The sequence below is a fragment of the Francisella sp. 19S2-4 genome (assembly GCF_036281795.1).
GTDB lineage: Bacteria > Pseudomonadota > Gammaproteobacteria > Francisellales > Francisellaceae > Francisella.
Genome location: NZ_JAWUZH010000016.1, coordinates 17,344 through 35,953 on the forward strand (window position 1 = coordinate 17,344; position 18,610 = coordinate 35,953).

Below are 18,610 nucleotides of genomic sequence, written 5' to 3' on the forward strand. Positions count from 1 at the left end.
CATTTTAAAAAAAATACATTCTAATTTTAGGCAGCTCAAAGTTTATATATATTTTTCTTAATATACTAAATTAGTAAAGTATGCTAAAATCTCTTTCTTATTAATTTCTAATTCGAAGGTTTACGTATGACATTTATACTTATTCTTGCCTTACTTATGTTAGTAGTCTTACAAATCAAAAGTTTTAGTTTTAACTTTAGAACAATACTTGCTCTAGTAGTTGGTATTGTGATTGGTATCATCTACAATCTTGTTAACCACCATAGTTCTGCATTTATACAAATCAGTAATATTTTAGCTGATGGTTATATATCTTTACTTAAAATGCTAATTATTCCGATAGTATTAACATCGATAGTTCATTCAATAATAAATCTTAAGAATTATGAAGGATCTTATGTTATAAAATTTGCATATAAGACAATTGCCATATTATTAGTCCTAACAGGTATAAGTGCTGCAATTGGTGCTATAGTTGCTATTATAATGAATCTAGGTCATGGTATTGATATAGCCTCTATTACTGGTAGTGCTGGTAGAGATATGCAAACTTCAACAATATCTCAGACTATATTAGGATTTTTACCTGACAATATCTTTAATCAGATGACTAACAATAATGTAATGGCTGTTGTTATATTTGCCATATTACTTGGCTTTGCTATGCTAATAGCTCACCGTGAAGATAGTAAACTAGCAGCCCCGTTTATTAATTTTATAGACTCAGCATTTTTTGTGATTAAGAAATTAGCAAGAATGATTATTGCTATTACTCCTTATGGTGTGTTAGGGCTAATGATTCAGATGAGTATTGAGCTTGATAAAAATAGCATATCTACAGTTCTGTACTTCATATTAACTTGTTATATAGCTTTAGCAATAGTCTTAGTAATGCATATTATATTACTTGTTATATTTAGAACAAATATTGTTAGATTTTATAGAAGTATCTGGAAAGCTATGGTTGTTGCCGCAACTTCTAGATCAAGTATGGGAACTCTACCTCTTTCTATAGATGGATTAAATAAATATGGTACTTCCAGTAGTATTGCAACATTTGCTCCTACAATGGGAACAACTTTAGGAATGAATGGTTGTGCCGGTGTGTTTCCTGCAGTATTAGCCATTATGGCAATGAATGCTACAGGTATGGATATAACTTTTTCAACAGTTTTACTAATCTCTGTTATTTGTATGCTTGCTTCATTAGGAGTTTCAGGAATTCCAGGAACAGCTTTTGTTGCAGCTGGTGTAGTTTTCTCTTACTTTGGATTACCTTGGCAGATGATTGCTTTAATAATAGGTGTTGATGCAATTATTGATAGCTTTAGAACACCTCTAAATATTCATGGAACTATGACTACAGCTATTATTGTTGATAGAACTACAAAAGCTACTAAAAAATAATTAAGTCCCACAAAAAGTAAATTCAACTTTTTCCTCATCTCTTGGCTCAGCAATGTATTTACTTTTTATCTCACTAAACTCATAAGGTTTTCTTGTAGCATCTAATAAATTATAAATATTTCCAAAGTTCCCATTTTCTGCTGATTTTATAGCTTTTTCGACTTGGTGATTTCTCGGAATAATAACTGGATTAGATTTTTGCATTATCGAATAATCTAAATCTAGGTTTTTCAATGACTCTAACCAATAACCTAACCCTTTTGCTTTTAAACTCTCAACATTACCATATGCTAAATCATAAAATGTATTTGTATAATCAAGTTTATTTTTAAACATATCTACAAGTAAATTTGAAATAATTTCATCGCAATTATCAGGCTGAGTATCCAAGCCTAATTTATTAAGAAATATTTTTTTCCATTTAGTTTTATAGATTTCTGAATAATCTTGTAGTTTTTGTTGAGCTAATTTAATAGCCTCTTCTTCATTTGAAGAAATCAACTTTAACAAACTCTCTGCAAGTCTTGCTATATTCCACCCAGCTATAGATGCCTGATTTGCAAATGCGTAACGGCCATTTCTATCAATAGAACTAAATACAGTTTCGGGATCATATGTATCCATAAAAGCGCAAGGACCATAATCAATAGTCTCACCTGAGATAGTCATATTATCTGTATTCATAACCCCATGGATAAAACCTACTCTCTCCCACTCAGTAATCAAACTAGTTTGTCTGTCTATAACATAATCAAGCAAGCTTAACACTTTATTATCATTATGAGAAATCTTATGCCTATCAATAGTATAATCAAGCAACTCTTGCGAATATGTCTCTCCTAACATTGCAGCATATTGAAATGTACCAACCCGTATATGACTACTTGCAACTCTTACTGCAATTGCTCCTTGTTCAAGACTATTTCTTTGAATATTTTCACCAGTACTTATAACAGCTAGAATACGACTAGTTGGTATGCCTAAATTATGCATAGCCTCACTAACTACATATTCTCTAAGCATCGGTCCTAAAGCAGCTTTTCCATCACCTCCTCTTGAGAATTTAGTTAAGCCTGCTCCTTTAAGATGGAAGTCAACAAACTCTCCTTTTGAGTTTTGATATTCTCCTATCAATATAGCTCTACCATCTCCAAGCATTGTAAAATTACTAAACTGATGACCTGCGTATGCTTGAGAAATTGGATTTTTACTATCATATCCTAATAAAAATTTTAATAAATCTTCTTCGTTATAATCAGATATTTTCAAATCTAAATCATCTATTAAGTTTTCATTTAAAAGTAACAATTTTGCATTTGGATATTTATAGACAGATTGTTCTGAAAAAAACTCTTCTGATAACTGAGTATATGTATGTTTAAGATTTATCATATATGTAAATATACTTTACTGTTTTAGTATCATTTTAACAAAATATCGGACTTTAAATAGCTTTTAGGTTAAAATAAATATAAAGATACACAAATGGTAAAATCATGGAATATCTTAAATTAGCAATAGTTGATTCAGAAAACTATAATAACTTTTCACGTATCTCTGAGAATAATTTTGATAGAGTTATAATCTTTACCAATAGCCAGGAATTAGAGTCAAACTTCAAAAAAACTGAAATCTACAAAAACTTCGAACTTGTCCCTATAATCTACGGTGAAGGTAACAAAGATAATATGGATGGCTATATATGTGCTAAGGTAGGTGAATATGTCGAAAGATATCGAGACTTTCGTACTTACCTTAGTATTACAATATATAGCAATGATCGAATATTCAAAGGTATCTCTTATTACTATACTCGTAAAGGATTCAATATAGCTACAACAGCACCAACACAATGTGATACTGGCACAAGCAATACAGACCCTAAAGTACGTATCAAAAAGTTTCTATCTTGTTATGATAGTGTAGTTAATAGATCATTTAAGAAACACTTTAATGAAACAGATAAGGATGCTTTCTATCGTCTGATTCGAAGACATCTGGATAAAGATATTCCAAGAGATATCTCTGACATATTTATTGATCAAAAAATCGTTTACTTTTCAAATAAGTCACGCAAAATTGGCATTGATGATTCAAAAATATAGTATTTTAAAAACTCCGTATTACTAAGCTAGATATCAGCTTTTTATAATGATAAAATAGCTCAACTTTTATATTTAAATATCTTTATAAAACTATGGAATATAGAAAATACATTTGTATCGTTTGTGGATTAATTTATGATGAAGCTGAAGGCTGGCCAGAAGATGATATTGCGCCAGGCACTAAATGGGAAGATGTTCCAGAAGACTGGGAATGTCCAGATTGTGGGGTTGGCAAAGATGAGTTTGAACTTTTAGAAGAATAGTAAATGTCATCATCTCTATTTCAGAAGATTTCTTTTGATGATAAAGACTTCATAATAATGAGAGATGATTTAAACCATCCAATCTTTTCAGGAAATAAAGCAAGAAAACTTGCCTATATTTTAAACAATCCAAACAAGTATTCTCATATCAAAACTATTATATCTTTTGGTGGTAACCAATCTAACTTTATGCTAGCTCTGTCACAGTTAGCTAAAATTAAAAATTGGGGCTTCCACTATTGGGTAAAACCTCTATCAAAATTTCTTAAGCAAAATAAAAATGGTAATCTAAAGTTAGCATTAGAAAATAGCATGCAGCTATTTGAAACTAATAAAACTCTAAATCTAGAAAATATACAAAAGAATTATCAACTTGATAAAAGTGTTTACTTATTTGATCAAGGAGGTAGAAATCATCTTGCAGAAGAAGGTATTGCTGAATGTGCTCAAGAAATTAAAAAATACTGTCAAAATAATGCTATACAAAACTACAGTGTAATAGTAGCTTCAGGTACTGGTACAACCGCATTATATCTAGAGAAATATCTACCAAATAAAATCTATACAGTTCCCTGCGTTGGCAGTTCTCAATATTTAAAGCAACAATTTGAATATATAGATAAGAACTTAAAATTTCCTAAAGTAATAGAACCTAAATTTGAAGCTACATTTGGTAATCTTAGTTTAGAAAACTATAGGATATTCCAAAGACTTCTCCAACAGACAAATATAGAATTTGACTTACTTTATGACCCAATAGCTTGGCGCGTACTTCTAGAAAACTATAATAAACTTCCTAAACCAATCATATATATTCATTGTGGTGGCACATCAGGTAATATAACTATGATAAACAGATATAATAGATTATTAGAAAATATGTTATAAATATTGAGCAACCAAAACTCTATTTATCCTACGCCTAATTTCAGAAATATTTGTCTTAACTGACCTACATAAGTTATAAGTTGTATTTAATTTTGTGCTGTTGAGTTTGTTAGTTTTATACTACTTAAATTCGCTCTATTCGACATTTCTATAGCTGTTAATACAGGAGCATCTTCTAGACTTAAAGGTTCTTGTAAAATTTTAACTATTTGTCTTGCATATGCTTTTATTTGTTCTGTTCTTGTTGCAAAGTCATGCTCATAGTTAATATATTCAAACATTTCATAAGCTATAGACATTCTCATTTTTTCCTCAAGATAAACATATGCCAACTCATGCTCAACATTTTTATTTAATTTTTCATCTTTATCAAAACTTAGTGATCGCCATTGATTTAGTAAGACAGATAATCGCTTAAGTAAAGTTTTAATAATACGAACATTCTGATTAAACCTATTTCTATTTTGCTGAATTTGTCTTCTAACATCTTTAGCTAGTTTTTTGACATGTAGTTGTTTTATTGCATTATCTAGCTGAGAAACATTACTTCCAACATCTTCTGTTATATTAATAATCTCCCTTAATTCTAGGTTTGGTGCCACTTCAGACATCAATAAAAAACATTGCTTATAAATTCCTAGAATATGGTTATACTTCTGAGTTATTTTATTTCTCAAATTCTCTATTGATGTAAATAGATAATCTTTTTTAATATCTTCAAATTTTGAAATAGTTTTAAAATAATATATCTTCCTACCTGACAGTAGTTCAATAAAAAGAGTAATTGCATTACTAGCATCATCTAAATCAAAAAGAGTGTATTGCCCTGCACTATTATAAATTTTTGTCAAAAAACCTGCTTTTCTCTCAAGGCCCTGTTTTAAATCCGAATATTCTCCGATCAAAGCTTTTAAAAACTTTTTCTTCAAATCTATAGGAATATTCTGATTATTAACTATTTGCTTGTAAAACTTTCTTAACTTACGTTTATTATCATAGTTATCAATTGGAAAACCATTTTCTTGGTGTAAGTAGATAATTTCAGCAAATTCTGCCATTTCTTTACTAAAATGAAGATTAAAGATATAAAATATCTCCTTACTAGTAGGATGAGATTTTGAAAGAATTTCATACGCTAATCTATTATCTCTTGCTTGATCAGTTAAATTAGCTAAATTCATTTTTTTGGATAAATATAAATTTTGGTACGACTCTTCCATTACTGCCAAGAATCTATCTTGCATTTGTTCTTGCTTACGATGTTTGATTGAATCAAATATAATTTTACTTACAAACCCAACTAAACCAACAAAAAAAAACATATAAAGAAAAGTATGCAACTGTAACCATAGGTACTCTAGAACCATGACTAAGATAATACCCCAAAGTAATAGCTATGACTGTAACAGGTCCAGCTGCCCATATTATTGAAAGTATGGTTGACTTAATATCTGCTCTATGAATAGATGATATCAACTCACTTGTATATGAATTATTATACGAATTTCTTTTTTTTAATACTGCTCTTATTTTTTTAAGCATTACCTATTATTTTCTATACTCTAAATACATATTTATTCTAACAAAAAAGATATATTAACCCCACATTATATGAAAAATAATTTTCTAAAATAATTATATTTCTATACTATAGATAAATAAGGTTAAGATTTTAAAAGAAATCATGCAAGGTGGTATTAGCTTCTATATACTTCAAACTTTGGTTCAGATCTTTGGCTTGATCTTTGCTATTAGAATTATCTTTTTTAAAAAGGATGCATGGTATTTTTACTTTTTAGCAACGTTTATGGGTTTTATTAGCTTTTATAATTTTAATAGTTATAGTATCTTTGATTTTATTAAAAACTTAAAACCATTCTTTAATGATTTAAGCTTACCTATATTAGCTATAACTATTACTAATAAAATTAATATTGCTCCACAAAAAATAACAAAAAATAAATCTACGCCAAGCTAGTACTATAATCATATTATCAATGATTTTTATGATATTTTTTAGCTATATAAACCTAACTATATCGCCTACTTACAATACTATTATGATTATTTCTTATTTTTTTGGGATTCTAGTATTTATTGGTAGCACCTTATTGGCCTTTGGCTATATCCTAGGACTTCTATTAAATGCTATTTCTTCGCTTCAAATAGCATGTATGAATCTTTACTTTAGTATTAGCTTTGGTTTTTTCCCCTCAATATTTTATGTAATAGTGACAACAGCATTTAATATTTTCTGTTTCATTATTTTTGTTTATGGTTATAACAAAAATAATGAAGCTCTTTCAAAGTAAGCCCTAAGTTTTTAGGTACTTTTGCTCTTTATTAGTCTATAATTGTTGGTGATTTTATAAAAATAGGTAAACTGAATGATTGAAAATTTAAGAAATATTGCAATTATCGCCCACGTTGATCATGGTAAAACTACGTTGGTTGATAAATTATTACAACAGTCTGGTACATTGAATACTCGTGGTCCAGAAGTTGAAAGAGTCATGGACTCAAATGACATTGAAAAAGAAAGAGGAATTACAATCCTTGCTAAGAACACTGCGTTAAAGTGGAATAACTATAGAATCAATATCGTAGATACTCCAGGGCATGCTGATTTTGGTGGTGAAGTTGAACGTGTATTATCAATGGTTGATTCAGTATTACTATTAGTTGATGCTGTTGATGGCCCTATGCCTCAGACAAGATTCGTAACAGAAAAAGCTTTTGCAAAAGGTCTAAAGCCTATCGTAGTTATCAACAAAATTGATAGAGATGGTGCAAGACCTGATTGGGTTGTTGATCAAGTATTTGATCTATTTGATAGATTAGGTGCTACAGATGAGCAGTTAGATTTCCCTATTATCTATGCTTCTGCTATCAATGGCTGGGCAACAAATGAGCTTGGTGAGAAAAAAGAAGATATGACAGATCTTTTCAAAGCTATTGTTGAAAATGTTGAGCATCCAAATGTTGATGAAAATGGCCCATTCCAAATGCAGATATCTTCACTAGATTACTCTAATTTCACAGGAACTATTGGTATTGGTCGTATCCAAAGAGGTAAGGTTAAAACAAATACTCCTGTAACTATTGTTGGTAAAGATGGTAAAACTCGTAATGGTAGAATATTACAAATATTAGGTTATATGGGACTTGAAAGAGTTGAAGTACCAGAAGCACAAGCTGGTGATATCGTTTGTGTAACAGGTATGGAAGGTTTGAATATATCAGACACTTTATGTAGCCCTGATAAAGTAGAAGCATTACCTGAGCTTTCAGTAGATGAGCCAACTATCAGCATGACTTTCCAAGTCAACAACTCTCCATTTGCTGGTAAAGAAGGTAAGTTTGTAACTTCTCGTCAGATCAAAGATCGTTTAGATAAAGAACTACTTACAAACGTAGCTTTAAGAGTTGAACAATTAGATGATGCTGATAAGTTTAAAGTCTCTGGTCGTGGTGAACTTCATCTTTCAATCTTACTTGAAAATATGCGTCGTGAAGGTTATGAAATTGCAGTTTCTCGTCCACATGTAATTTTCAAAGATGTAGATGGTGAAAAACATGAACCATATGAGCAAGCAATTATAGATATCGAAGAAGAACATCAAGGTACTGTAATGGAGAGAATGGGCTTACGTCAAGGTGAGCTTAAAAATATGGAACCAGATGGAAAAGGTCGTGTAAAACTTGAGTTTATAATTCCTTCTCGTGGTTTGATTGGTTTTTATACAGAATTTTTAACTATTACATCTGGCTCAGGTATTTTAAATAAAATATTTGATCATTATGGACCAATGAAAAAACAAACTCTTGAGACTCGCCAGAATGGTACTCTAGTTTCTATGGTATCAGGTAAAGCAGTAGCTTTTGCTCTTTGGAATCTTCAAGAGAGGGGTAAAATGTTTATTTCTCATGGTACAGATGTTTATGAAGGTATGATTATTGGTATTCATAGTAGAGATAATGATTTAGCAGTAAACCCTTGTAAAGGTAAGCAGTTAACTAACGTTCGTGCATCTGGTAAAGATGATGCTCTTACATTAGTTACTCCAATTAAACTTACTCTTGAGTATGCTTTAGAATTTATCGAAGATGATGAGTTAGTAGAAATTACTCCAAAGTCAATTAGATTAAGAAAAAAACATCTAACAGAATCAGATCGTAAAAAAGCGGCTCGTGGAGCTCTTTAATTTCATAGATTCATCTTACTTCTTTTGTTGCTCTCAATTTTAAAACTCTCAAAAATAAAAACTGACTTTTAATTAATATAAAGGCTTTCTCATATGAAAAGATTAGAAAATAAAGTAACTTTAGTGACCGGCTCTGCTAGAGGAATAGGTAAAGCTATAGCAGAATTATTTGCTAGTGAGGGAGCAACTGTTATTGTTTCTGACATAAATGATACTTTAGGTAACCAAACACTTAAAAACATTAAATCAGCTAATGCTGAATATAAGCATTTAGATGTTAGTAATGAAAGCAATTGGATAGAAGTTAGTAAATATATTAAATCCAAGTTTGGTAAATTAGACATTTTAGTTAATAATGCTGGTATTACAGGTTTTATAGAAAGTGCTGGACCTCATAACCCTGAAGATTTAGATATGAATTCTTGGCATAAGGTTCATTCTATAAACTCTACTGGTGTGGCATTAGGATGCAAATATGCTATCAAGCTTATGAAAGAAAATGGTGGAAGTATAGTTAAATATCTCTTCACGTTCTGGTATTGTTGGAATCCCTCAGGCTGTAGCTTACGCTTCTAGTAAAGCATCTGTAAGAAACCATACAAAATCAGTTGCTTTATACTGTGCTGATATACAATATAATATTCGTTGTAACTCTATCCATCTAGGAGCTATATTGACACCAATGTGGGATGAGATGTTACCGAAAGATGAAGTTCAAAAAGAAGTTGCGATAAAAATGATTTCTCAAGATATTCCTCTAAAAAGAATGGGCGAAGCAAGAGATGTAGCTTATGCAACATTATATTTAGCTTCAGATGAGTCAAAGTATGTTACTGGTATTGAATTAAATGTTGATGGAGGAATCCTCGCTGGTAGCTCAGCTTCTCCTAGAAAAGAAAAATAATTATATAAATTAGTACCCTACTGCCAAAGCACCTGCTCTACGTGGATCTGCAGCACCATATACATACTGTCCATCTGAACCTACAGATTCAGCTGCTCCCATAGCTGCATAAGGTACAACATTATTACCCATTTTCTTAAGCAGATTGATTGTATCTACAGAGATACCTTGTTCTACTCCTAACTCTTCTGGCCACAATTGACTATGCACACGAGGGTTATTAACAGCTGACTGTAAATTCATATTGTAATCAATTAGATTTAAAATCACCTGTAAAGTTGTTGTAATAATACGGCTACCACCCGGAGATCCTGTAGCAAGGAAAGGATTACCATTCTTATCTAATACTATAGTCGGTGTCATTGAGCTTAGAGGTCGCTTATTTGGTGCTACAGTATTAGCTTCACCTTGTACCAATCCAAACACATTAGCTACACCAACTTTAGCAGCAAAATCATCCATTTCATTATTTAAGAATATTCCAGTACCTGGCACAATAATACCATTACCATAAGAATAATTTAGCGTATAGGTATTTGATACCATATTACCACCTTTATCAACTACACTAAATTGTGTAGTCTGTAATTTTTCATGATCATCAGGATCAACGGTACTAATATCTTTACTCGGTATATGTTTATCAGTATCTATCTTTTTAGCTATTTGTTTAGCATATTCCTTAGATAAAAACTTAGTTAAATCCATTTTTACAAAATCAGGATCACCAAGATCTGTATTACGATCATTATAAGCATAGCTCATAGCATTACTCATAAGATTAATAGTCTTAGCGCTGTTATTACCATAATCGGCTAATGGGAAATTCTCTAATATATTTAGAAGTTCAATTAAAACTACCCCACCAGAACTTGGAGGTGGCATAGAGTATATTGTATAGCCTCTATACGTACCTTTAATTGGTTTTATCTCTTCGATATTATAGTTTTTTAGATCTTCTAAAGTAATCAAACCATCATTTTGTGCCATACTTTCAGCTATCTTATGAGCTATTTCACCTTGGTAAAAAGCCTTTTTACCTTGTTCTGCAATTAGTTTTAGACTATTAGCAAGTTCTGGCTGTTTTAAGATTTCACCAACTTTATAAGCAGAACCATCTTTTTTATAAAAAATCCTCATAGCATCTGGAGACTTTTCTAGCCATGGTTTTGCAGTTATTAATGATTGATGAAGATCATAACTTACTGGAATACCATCCTCTGCTAGCTTAATAGCTGGAGCTATTACTTGCTGGAGTTTTAGCTTACCATATTTTTGTTGCGCATCAATTAAACCTGCAACAGTCCCAGGAACGCCTGAAGCACTATATGAGCCAGATACTTTACTATAGTCAACATCTCCATTTTTATTAAGGAACATATCTTTAGAAGCTTTCTCTGGTGCTTTCTCACGATAATTGATTGCGATTGTTTTATTTTTATCTTTTAGATATATCAGCATAAAGCCACCACCGCCAAGATTACCAGCTCTAGGTAAAGTAACAGCTAAGGCAAAACCAACAGCAACAGCAGCATCTACTGCATTACCACCTTCTTTGAGTATCTGTAAACCAACTTCACTCGCTAAAGCTTCTTGTGAAGAAACCATACCATGTTTTTGTACGACAGGCTGAGCTATCTGCATTTCTTCCTGAATAGGAATAAAATCATACCCACTTGGTATAGGTGCTGCAATAATAGACACACTTGGTAATAACATTACCAAAGACATAAATACTACGAATATTTTTTTCATTAAAAATTATATAATTGAACGACAAGTATATTTAATATAGCAAAAAATTACTAATGAAAGAAACCTTTATAAGAATATTTATTGTTTTAAATTATCTAAACTTTTGCAGCATCATTTACAGTTGATAGACTACTCTTAAGCACAGGTACATTCTGTGAGTTTGTTATAAAGCTTTCTCCACTTGAAGCAACTTCTGAACTAGCATTTTTATCGCTAACACCTAATATATTTAATACAGCTTGATCATTTTGCTGAGATGATTCTGATTGAGGAAGCTTTTGCTTAAGTATTTGCGCCATACTATAGTCATAATTTTGTATATATGCATTTCTTAAAGCTACATATGGATCTAGAGATGTTTGTTGTAAACTTGAATATGCTGGTAAATATGAAACCCCTTGGTTTGTATAGTACAATCCATAAACAGTATAGTTTATAGCATATGCTGTAAATGTACCAACACCTGGCGCTAAGAATAAATATGAAAGAGGGTTAAATGCAGCATCAACACCATTAGACAAACTTTCAACAGTCCCTGGTCCAAAAAATGGCCATACGATATATGGCGAAGCATACCCTTTTTTATACACTCCCCATTTATGTAATGTAGTTGCAAAATCTTGATGATAACGTATAGGTAAATCAAACCAGCTATTTGCAACATCAAATATTCCAGCTACACCGAGCGTAGTATTCGATACAAACCTTAAAGTATCATCACCGGCATATCCCCATTGCCATTGGAATATATCATTGGCTACTCTACTAGGCTCGAAAAGATTTTGAAAAACATTAAAGATACCATTTTGGACAACATTAGGCATAACAAAAGCATAAGCATTTGCTACAGGTGTTAAAAACTCATAAACATCATTATTAAAATTATATATTTTTTTGTTATACTTTTCATAAGGGTCCCTTTTATTTATAGGTACTTCCCACTTAAATGAACATCCAGCAAGAGTCATAGATAAAATAGCCCAAAGCAATATTAAATTTATTTTTATTTTCATCTTAAAATTAACTTTATTTATTATAAGAACTTGAAGTAAGAATTATAGAGTATTATTACAAAATATAAAGTCTAAATTAGAATCTTAAACTTTTCTTAAAGTTTCTAATCCAAAACCTCTGCGGTGATAAAGCTTCCAATAAATTTTTAGAGACTATATTTTGTTGATCTAATATCTTTGAAGCAATAATTTTTGCAGCAATTAAAGATGAGCACATACCTTTAGAGCCAAACCCAGATGATACATATAGTCCAGTTTCATATTCAACTTTTGGCATTTTAGATTTAGGATATCCTTTTGATAAAGGTTTATAAAAAGTTTCTTCAAACTTAATATAATCAACTAACTCTCCAATAAGAGGAAGATGATCAGAAGTTACGCATCTCATAGCAACTCTCGAATTAACTACATCTAATTCTTTATCATGGTTATTTAATGATATTTGTTTTATTTGGGAAATATTAAACTCATCATCAGTGTCTCGAAGTTCTCCACTAATATCTGAATTATCTCTAAATGTAGCACCTATTACTTGCAAGTCTCCTTGATATCCAGGAATAATATAACCCTTATCAACTATGGTTCTGTCTATATCAAAATAATTATCAATAACAGTAAGTTGTCCATATGAAGGATATACTGGAATTCTTTGTAAGTAAGAAATATTTTTAAATAAATGATACCCACCAGCAAAAATTACAATATCAAAATCTTCACTAAATTCAGCAAACTCTAACTGCCAAACTTCACCTATATTTTTAATATCTAATAGCTCAGCATCTATCTTTAACTTAGCACCTGACAACTTAAGCCACAGATGGCAAATACTTTTAGGTACTACTGATAGAGCATTTGAATAATATATAGCTTTTTTTGAAAGGTCTTTATTAAGAAATCTAGAAAGTTGTTGATTAGAAAGTATCTGAGCTAAATTTGGATCAATATCTCTCTTATGAAATATCTTTTCGTACCTTTTTAGATCTTTTTCATCACTTAGTATTTGCAATACCCCTTTATTACAAATCTCTACTTCATCAACATATTGATTTATAAAATCAAGCAACAAACTATAACCTAATGTATGAAATTGATCTGAAAAGTTATTATCAGAAGTTAAATAGGGTTCTAATATTCCAGCAAAATTACCTGATGCTTCATTTGCAATTTCAGAATTTTTATCAAATATAATTATATCAAAATTATTTGATCTACTTAACTCATAAGCCAACGAACATCCTGCTAGGCCAGCTCCAATGATAGCTACTTTTTTAGTACTCATTTTGATTCTCACAGTTATATTTGTCTAAATACCATTTAGCTGGATTATTATTTATATATTCTCTGATCTTTAATAAGGATTGCTCATTTCTTATTATATGATCATAAAAAGATCTCTGCCATTCAAAGTCTGATAATCCAAGATTATTTCTGATTTGTTTAGATGATGTTGTCTTAAATGCACCAATTAATTGAGATAAAGATTTAATTTTTCTATTTTTTTGTAGGGACATGTCGTGACTTGTCCTTTTATTTGGCTGGTCACGACCAGCCTCTACGCACACATTTGGATTATTAATAATTAATATTCCATGAAAATGATTTGGCATTACAACAAATTCATCTAGAAAGACATATTCGTATTGATAACTTAACCACATCCATTGATCATAAACTATCTTTCCACAATCATTCAATATTATCTGCCCATCTGATAATATTTCACCAAAATAACTAATTCTACCTTTGGTACAAATAGTCACATAGTAATAGCCATTTTGTGAATAATCAAAATTCTCTAGACGATGATTTTTACGTTGAAAAGCTCTTTTATGCTCCAAAGCCTCTTATGCCTTCTTTTTTACGCTTTTGTTCAGCTCTTAACATACGCGCTTGTTTAGGATCGATAGTTAGATTCCTATATATTTCTACCCTATCTTTATCTTTCACAGAATGATCCAAATCAACTACTTCACTATAAATACCAATTTTTAACTCTTCTAGATTTTCTAACTCGGGATATTTATGAATTATTTTGGATTGCTGGATAGCTTGTCTAACTGTAAGAGTCCTTTCAGACTCAACAAAAAAAGATTTTTGCTCATTTGGTAATGCATAAATAACTTCTACTTTCACTATTTATAAACCTCTTCTGCACGTTTACAAAAAGCTCCTAACATCTTATCTGCTAAACCACGAAATACTGGGCCAAGAGCCATTTCTACAAATTTATTCTCAAAAGTAAACTCCATATCTAGTGATACTTTACATGAGTTTTCATCTTGAGGTTCAAAGCTCCAATCACCAATTAAGCTTTTAAAAGGTCCATTCATAAGATTTAAATGGATATGTTTATTTTTTACCATAGTATTATGCGTAGCAAAATCTAGCTTAACAAATCCAGACTTAATTTTTAGAGATGCTTTTGCTTCTGTTTCTGTATGCTCAAAAATCTCAATGTCATAGCACATTGGTAAAAATTCAGGGTAACTTTTGATATCATTTACAAGATTATACATCTGTGCAGCGCTATAATTTACAATTGCAGATTTATTAACTTTATTCATTTATTTAATCTTTTGTGTTTTGCTGATAATATATAGCCCTACATTGTATATCTTTTACAAAAAATAATAAAGTTATGAGTAAACATAAGGTTTCTCCAGCAACCATTGCTAGAAATAAAAGAGCCTTCCATGATTATACTATTTTAGAGAAATTTGAAGCTGGAATAGTATTACAAGGATGGGAAGTAAAAAGTGTAAGAGCCGGTAAAGTTCAGATGATAGATAGTCATATACACATTAGAAAAGGTGAAGCTTGGCTATTTAACTGTCTAATAACCCCGCTACTATCTGCATCAACACATGTTGTAGCAGATGCTTCAGCAAATCGTAAATTGCTACTTAATCGCCGCGAAATTGACAAAATCATGGGTAGAGTTGAGCAAAAAGGCCTAACTTGTGTGCCACTTGCCATGTATTGGAAAGGCTCTCGAGTAAAAGTTGAGATAGCTCTAGCTCAAGGTAAGAAAACACATGATAAGCGCCAAGCTGAAAAAGATAAAGACTGGGCACGTGAGAAAGATAGAATCTTTAAAAAGGCACATAGATAAATGACAGAGATCAAAATTAGTAAGACTGAGAAGAAACTTCGTCATTATATCACTAAAGCTATCGTAGATTATAAGCTTATTAATAAAGGCGAAAAAGTTATGCTTTGCCTATCTGGAGGTAAGGATTCTTTTGGACTTCTAAAAGTTCTACATGGTCTTATTAAAGATGGAACTTATGATATAGATCTTCATGTATATACATTAGATCAGTCTCAGCCTGGTTGGGATGATAGCAAGCTTAGAAAATACCTTGATGATTTAGGCGTATCTTATGAGATTGAAACAAAAAATACCTATGGTGTGGTTATAGATAAAGTACCGGAAGGTAAAACTTATTGTTCTTTATGCTCAAGACTTCGCCGTGGTAATATCTATAGATATGCAAAAGAGCATAAAATGGATAAGATTATTCTAGGTCATCACCGTGATGATTTAATTGAATCTTTGTTAATGTCTATCCTGTATCAAGGGCAAATTAAATCTATGCCACCTAAGTTTATCACTCAAGATGGTGAAAACACTGTAATCCGTCCAATGGTATTAGTTCAAGAGCGTGATTTAATAGAATTTGCTAAAGAACAAGAGTTTCCAATAATTCCATGTAACCTATGTGGCTCACAAGAAAACCTTAAAAGAAAAAAAGTTAAAAAACTTATCCAAGATTTAGCTCATGAGAATCCAAAAGTACCAAGTAATATTCTAAACTCTCTATCAAATGTATTACCAAGTCATTTGATGGATAGAGATTTGCACTCTTAAAGTCATTTTCTTACTTAAACAGCAGACCTATCCTTTTTTAACTATAAAAAATGAAACATTATGCGATAGCTTTTTAAACTTATTTGCATATTGAACAGCTATACATTCTTTAGTTATTACATTAAAACCATTAGTCTTTAAAACATTTGCTTGAGATGATAAATTACATCCATTATATGCAACCAGTATTTCTTTTTTATAATTTATATTATTTGAATATGCATAAAGATCAGGCATTGCGCCATCAATCCAACCTGTATTATCTATTACATAAATCTCTTTTCTTTCTCTACTTTCTTTATCTGCATGCTTTTTCCAAAAAGTTTTTGCTGCTACTGCTACTTTATCACCATAGTTTGTAGTGAGAATAGTTTTACTAGAAAACGTTGATATGTTATAACCAACAAAGGCAATAAAATGTAATGATAAAAGTATTACAACTAATTTATTGAAATTTATTTTATTTATTATTTTAAGTCCAAATAAACTACAAAACGCAGGGAAGGTAAGAGACATTGTAACAATGAGCCAGCCCGCAGGTAGTTGCCCTTTTACTGTTTGAATTATAAAAAACACTACTAGAGGTAAAAAACCACATATAACTAATGGATTAGTAAAAGAAATAGCATTAAATTTTACTTTTTTAAAAGTAACTAATAGAAGAGTTATTAATACAGGTACAGCAATAAAAAATAAATTTATTACATTAAATAATTGCATTGCCAATATACGTAATAAAATATTAGCGTTATTAGCCACTAGAAAAAAACCATAATTATCATCATCTATTTGTAAAAACATATATTGAAGATTTCTGCTATATATCATTACCCCAATTATTTCTGGAGTCATTAATAATATAAAGATTAAAAAAGATATAACTAGATTCTTTAAATATTTTTTATCATATTTAAATATCAAATAGCAAAACTCAACAATTATAATAAGTGCCATCTGAAATTTGGCATACATACCAAGAGCACAAACAAAAGCTAATATAATCCATGTTTTTGTATTATTACCTCTAATAGCAGAAATAAAATAATATACTGAAGCTATCCAAATTGGTAATAATACTAAATTATGATTAAACTCTATAAAATATCTTAATATATAAAAAATACTACAAGATGACAAAATCGTTAATAAAGTTGCTTCATCTTTACTATAATCAAGTCTTAATAATTTATATATATAAACTAAAGCTAGCGATAAGAAAATGCTACTACCCAAAAGATTAGCAAAAAAAGGACTAGGGGATAAAAGTAATAAAATCTTAAATATAATTAACGTTAATCCTGGATGTTTATCAACAAAAAGTGATTTAATATCAAGATTCTGAACATGGTGAAAAATATCTATAGTATCTACATCTAATGTAAAACTATTATAAAAAAACAATGGTAACACTGCCCAAATTATAATATAAAAAAGCATGTAAATAGCTAACGTTTTATTTATACCCCTCACAACTTCAAAACTCCTACAATTTTATTCATATAAAAATAAGCAGTATACACCATAATTACTCTATTAAGATGAAAACTTTAATCAAAAGTTTTTAAGTATACTACTGGAAGTATTCCTAGAAACTAACTTTTGACAAATTTGTTCTAATGAAATACCTTTCTCTTTAAGTAAAACTAGTAAATGAAATAATAAGTCCGCCGTCTCAGAAATTAGCTCGTCTTCTGAGTCTTGCTTCATTGCAGCAATTACAACTTCGACACCTTCTTCGCCAACCTTTTGAGCTATTCTTGGTAAGCCTTCTTTAAATAAACTAGTTAAATAACTATTCTCAGGTAAATAATCTTTTCTTTCAGCTATTAACTTTTCTAATTTGTCTATTATATACAAAGAGCTATTTTCTTCATCTTGAGTAAAACATGATTTACTACCAGTATGACAAGTTGGGCCGTATGGTATAGCTTTTATAAGTATAGAATCATTATCACAGTCAATAGCTATATCTTTTAGCTCAAGAAAGTTTCCACTTTCTTCACCCTTAGTCCATAAGCGTTTTTTACTACGGCTATAGAAAGTAACTTTGCCGATTTCTAAAGTCTTTTCTAAAGATTCCTTACTCATATAACCTAGCATTAAGACACTATTATCAATTGCTGATTGAATAATAGCTGGAACTAAATTATCCATTTTTTGCCAAGCTATAGACTCTATAATTTTGTTATCCATTTTGTA

The 18,610-nt window shown here is 30.5% G+C and carries 22 protein-coding genes; 11 read left to right on the forward strand and 11 right to left on the reverse strand.

Features of this window, described 5'->3' with window-relative positions; translation table 11 throughout:
• Positions 1–126: 126 nt before the first annotated feature.
• Positions 127–1,407 carry a dicarboxylate/amino acid:cation symporter gene (locus R8535_RS04980; RefSeq protein WP_329497090.1) on the forward strand — a complete coding sequence of 427 codons (1,281 nt, stop codon included), beginning with the start codon at positions 127–129 and terminating at the stop codon, positions 1,405–1,407.
• On the opposite strand, the gene R8535_RS04985 is transcribed toward R8535_RS04980, so the two are convergent.
• A complete protein-coding gene (locus R8535_RS04985; RefSeq protein ID WP_329497088.1) occupies positions 1,408–2,799 on the reverse strand; it encodes a protein adenylyltransferase SelO in 1,392 nt (463 codons plus the stop codon).
• Positions 2,800–2,903: 104 nt separating this feature from the next.
• Between R8535_RS04985 and R8535_RS04990 the strand changes: the two genes are divergently transcribed.
• The 3 genes from R8535_RS04990 to R8535_RS05000 all read left to right on the forward strand — a co-directional run bounded on the left by R8535_RS04990 (position 2,904) and on the right by R8535_RS05000 (position 4,663).
• Positions 2,904–3,512, forward strand: coding sequence for a hypothetical protein (locus R8535_RS04990; RefSeq protein WP_329497086.1), 609 nt, complete (start codon positions 2,904–2,906; stop codon positions 3,510–3,512).
• Between the two features lie 92 nt (positions 3,513–3,604).
• Complete coding sequence (locus R8535_RS04995; RefSeq protein WP_329497084.1) at positions 3,605–3,775, forward strand: rubredoxin; 171 nt, start codon at positions 3,605–3,607, stop codon at positions 3,773–3,775.
• Between the two features lie 3 nt (positions 3,776–3,778).
• Positions 3,779–4,663 carry a 1-aminocyclopropane-1-carboxylate deaminase gene (locus tag R8535_RS05000; RefSeq protein WP_329497082.1) on the forward strand — a complete coding sequence of 295 codons (885 nt, stop codon included), beginning with the start codon at positions 3,779–3,781 and terminating at the stop codon, positions 4,661–4,663.
• A gap of 86 nt (positions 4,664–4,749) precedes the next feature.
• Here R8535_RS05000 and R8535_RS05005 read toward each other — a convergent pair whose 3' ends face one another.
• On the reverse strand, positions 4,750–5,985 hold the full coding sequence (locus R8535_RS05005) for a hypothetical protein (RefSeq protein WP_329497080.1): 1,236 nt from the start codon (positions 5,983–5,985) through the stop codon (positions 4,750–4,752).
• Complete coding sequence (locus R8535_RS05010; RefSeq protein ID WP_329497078.1) at positions 5,948–6,205, reverse strand: hypothetical protein; 258 nt, start codon at positions 6,203–6,205, stop codon at positions 5,948–5,950. Before R8535_RS05010 ends, R8535_RS05005 begins: the two co-directional genes overlap by 38 nt.
• Before the next feature lie 142 nt (positions 6,206–6,347).
• On the opposite strand from R8535_RS05010, the gene R8535_RS05015 reads away from it, so the two are divergent.
• The 5 genes from R8535_RS05015 to R8535_RS05035 all read left to right on the forward strand — a co-directional run bounded on the left by R8535_RS05015 (position 6,348) and on the right by R8535_RS05035 (position 9,772).
• Entirely contained in the window at positions 6,348–6,641 is a 294-nt protein-coding gene (locus R8535_RS05015) for a hypothetical protein (protein WP_329497076.1), read from the forward strand.
• Between the two features lie 28 nt (positions 6,642–6,669).
• Complete coding sequence (locus tag R8535_RS05020; protein ID WP_329497075.1) at positions 6,670–6,975, forward strand: hypothetical protein; 306 nt, start codon at positions 6,670–6,672, stop codon at positions 6,973–6,975.
• 75 nt (positions 6,976–7,050) lie between these two features.
• Positions 7,051–8,868, forward strand: a complete 1,818-nt coding sequence (typA, locus tag R8535_RS05025) for a translational GTPase TypA (RefSeq protein WP_329497073.1) — start codon at positions 7,051–7,053, stop codon at positions 8,866–8,868.
• A 93-nt stretch (positions 8,869–8,961) separates the two neighbouring features.
• Entirely contained in the window at positions 8,962–9,444 is a 483-nt protein-coding gene (locus tag R8535_RS05030; RefSeq protein ID WP_329497071.1) for an SDR family NAD(P)-dependent oxidoreductase, read from the forward strand.
• Entirely contained in the window at positions 9,416–9,772 is a 357-nt protein-coding gene (locus R8535_RS05035; RefSeq protein ID WP_329499488.1) for an SDR family oxidoreductase, read from the forward strand. The genes R8535_RS05030 and R8535_RS05035 overlap by 29 nt, the downstream gene beginning before the upstream one ends.
• Positions 9,773–9,781: 9 nt before the next feature.
• On the opposite strand, the gene ggt is transcribed toward R8535_RS05035, so the two are convergent.
• The 6 genes from ggt to R8535_RS05065 form a co-directional block, all read right to left on the reverse strand.
• The gene (ggt, locus tag R8535_RS05040) at positions 9,782–11,527 is read right to left on the reverse strand and encodes a gamma-glutamyltransferase (RefSeq protein ID WP_329497069.1); all 1,746 of its coding nucleotides are present in this window, start codon (positions 11,525–11,527) and stop codon (positions 9,782–9,784) included.
• A 95-nt stretch (positions 11,528–11,622) separates the two neighbouring features.
• On the reverse strand, positions 11,623–12,540 hold the full coding sequence (locus R8535_RS05045) for an MlaA family lipoprotein (protein ID WP_329497067.1): 918 nt from the start codon (positions 12,538–12,540) through the stop codon (positions 11,623–11,625).
• Between the two features lie 76 nt (positions 12,541–12,616).
• On the reverse strand, positions 12,617–13,819 hold the full coding sequence (mnmC, locus tag R8535_RS05050; RefSeq protein WP_329497065.1) for an FAD-dependent 5-carboxymethylaminomethyl-2-thiouridine(34) oxidoreductase MnmC: 1,203 nt from the start codon (positions 13,817–13,819) through the stop codon (positions 12,617–12,619).
• On the reverse strand, positions 13,809–14,378 hold the full coding sequence (locus R8535_RS05055; RefSeq protein ID WP_329497063.1) for a transposase: 570 nt from the start codon (positions 14,376–14,378) through the stop codon (positions 13,809–13,811). Before R8535_RS05055 ends, mnmC begins: the two co-directional genes overlap by 11 nt.
• Positions 14,368–14,673: an RnfH family protein gene (locus R8535_RS05060; protein ID WP_329497061.1), complete on the reverse strand. Its 306-nt coding sequence runs from the start codon at positions 14,671–14,673 to the stop codon at positions 14,368–14,370. Before R8535_RS05060 ends, R8535_RS05055 begins: the two co-directional genes overlap by 11 nt.
• Positions 14,673–15,104 carry a type II toxin-antitoxin system RatA family toxin gene (locus R8535_RS05065; protein ID WP_329497060.1) on the reverse strand — a complete coding sequence of 144 codons (432 nt, stop codon included), beginning with the start codon at positions 15,102–15,104 and terminating at the stop codon, positions 14,673–14,675. The genes R8535_RS05060 and R8535_RS05065 overlap by 1 nt, the downstream gene beginning before the upstream one ends.
• Positions 15,105–15,178: 74 nt before the next feature.
• Here R8535_RS05065 and smpB point away from each other — a divergent pair, with 74 nt between their 5' ends.
• Together smpB and ttcA are read left to right on the forward strand one after the other, a co-directional pair.
• Complete coding sequence (smpB, locus tag R8535_RS05070) at positions 15,179–15,652, forward strand: SsrA-binding protein SmpB (RefSeq protein WP_329497059.1); 474 nt, start codon at positions 15,179–15,181, stop codon at positions 15,650–15,652.
• Positions 15,653–16,411, forward strand: a complete 759-nt coding sequence (gene ttcA / locus R8535_RS05075) for a tRNA 2-thiocytidine(32) synthetase TtcA (protein ID WP_329497058.1) — start codon at positions 15,653–15,655, stop codon at positions 16,409–16,411. It abuts the gene before it with no gap.
• A gap of 27 nt (positions 16,412–16,438) precedes the next feature.
• Here ttcA and R8535_RS05080 read toward each other — a convergent pair whose 3' ends face one another.
• Both R8535_RS05080 and hisIE read right to left on the reverse strand, forming a co-directional pair.
• The gene (locus R8535_RS05080; protein WP_329497057.1) at positions 16,439–17,881 is read right to left on the reverse strand and encodes a glycosyltransferase family 39 protein; all 1,443 of its coding nucleotides are present in this window, start codon (positions 17,879–17,881) and stop codon (positions 16,439–16,441) included.
• Positions 17,882–17,962: 81 nt separating this feature from the next.
• Complete coding sequence (gene hisIE / locus R8535_RS05085; RefSeq protein ID WP_329497056.1) at positions 17,963–18,604, reverse strand: bifunctional phosphoribosyl-AMP cyclohydrolase/phosphoribosyl-ATP diphosphatase HisIE; 642 nt, start codon at positions 18,602–18,604, stop codon at positions 17,963–17,965.
• Positions 18,605–18,610 lie beyond the last annotated feature (6 nt).

Coding starts and splice junctions, on each gene's coding strand:
- R8535_RS05045 (WP_329497067.1), bottom strand. CDS start 12,540: ATGAAAATAAAAATAAATTTAATATTGCTTTGGGCTATTTTATCTATG.
- R8535_RS05015 (WP_329497076.1), top strand. CDS start 6,348: ATGCAAGGTGGTATTAGCTTCTATATACTTCAAACTTTGGTTCAGATC.
- R8535_RS04980 (WP_329497090.1), top strand. CDS start 127: ATGACATTTATACTTATTCTTGCCTTACTTATGTTAGTAGTCTTACAA.
- typA (WP_329497073.1), top strand. CDS start 7,051: ATGATTGAAAATTTAAGAAATATTGCAATTATCGCCCACGTTGATCAT.
- R8535_RS05000 (WP_329497082.1), top strand. CDS start 3,779: ATGTCATCATCTCTATTTCAGAAGATTTCTTTTGATGATAAAGACTTC.
- ttcA (WP_329497058.1), top strand. CDS start 15,653: ATGACAGAGATCAAAATTAGTAAGACTGAGAAGAAACTTCGTCATTAT.
- R8535_RS05020 (WP_329497075.1), top strand. CDS start 6,670: ATGATATTTTTTAGCTATATAAACCTAACTATATCGCCTACTTACAAT.
- mnmC (WP_329497065.1), bottom strand. CDS start 13,819: ATGAGTACTAAAAAAGTAGCTATCATTGGAGCTGGCCTAGCAGGATGT.
- R8535_RS04995 (WP_329497084.1), top strand. CDS start 3,605: ATGGAATATAGAAAATACATTTGTATCGTTTGTGGATTAATTTATGAT.
- R8535_RS04990 (WP_329497086.1), top strand. CDS start 2,904: ATGGAATATCTTAAATTAGCAATAGTTGATTCAGAAAACTATAATAAC.
- R8535_RS04985 (WP_329497088.1), bottom strand. CDS start 2,799: ATGATAAATCTTAAACATACATATACTCAGTTATCAGAAGAGTTTTTT.
- ggt (WP_329497069.1), bottom strand. CDS start 11,527: ATGAAAAAAATATTCGTAGTATTTATGTCTTTGGTAATGTTATTACCA.
- R8535_RS05010 (WP_329497078.1), bottom strand. CDS start 6,205: ATGCTTAAAAAAATAAGAGCAGTATTAAAAAAAAGAAATTCGTATAAT.
- smpB (WP_329497059.1), top strand. CDS start 15,179: ATGAGTAAACATAAGGTTTCTCCAGCAACCATTGCTAGAAATAAAAGA.
- hisIE (WP_329497056.1), bottom strand. CDS start 18,604: ATGGATAACAAAATTATAGAGTCTATAGCTTGGCAAAAAATGGATAAT.
- R8535_RS05065 (WP_329497060.1), bottom strand. CDS start 15,104: ATGAATAAAGTTAATAAATCTGCAATTGTAAATTATAGCGCTGCACAG.
- R8535_RS05005 (WP_329497080.1), bottom strand. CDS start 5,985: ATGTTTTTTTTTGTTGGTTTAGTTGGGTTTGTAAGTAAAATTATATTT.
- R8535_RS05030 (WP_329497071.1), top strand. CDS start 8,962: ATGAAAAGATTAGAAAATAAAGTAACTTTAGTGACCGGCTCTGCTAGA.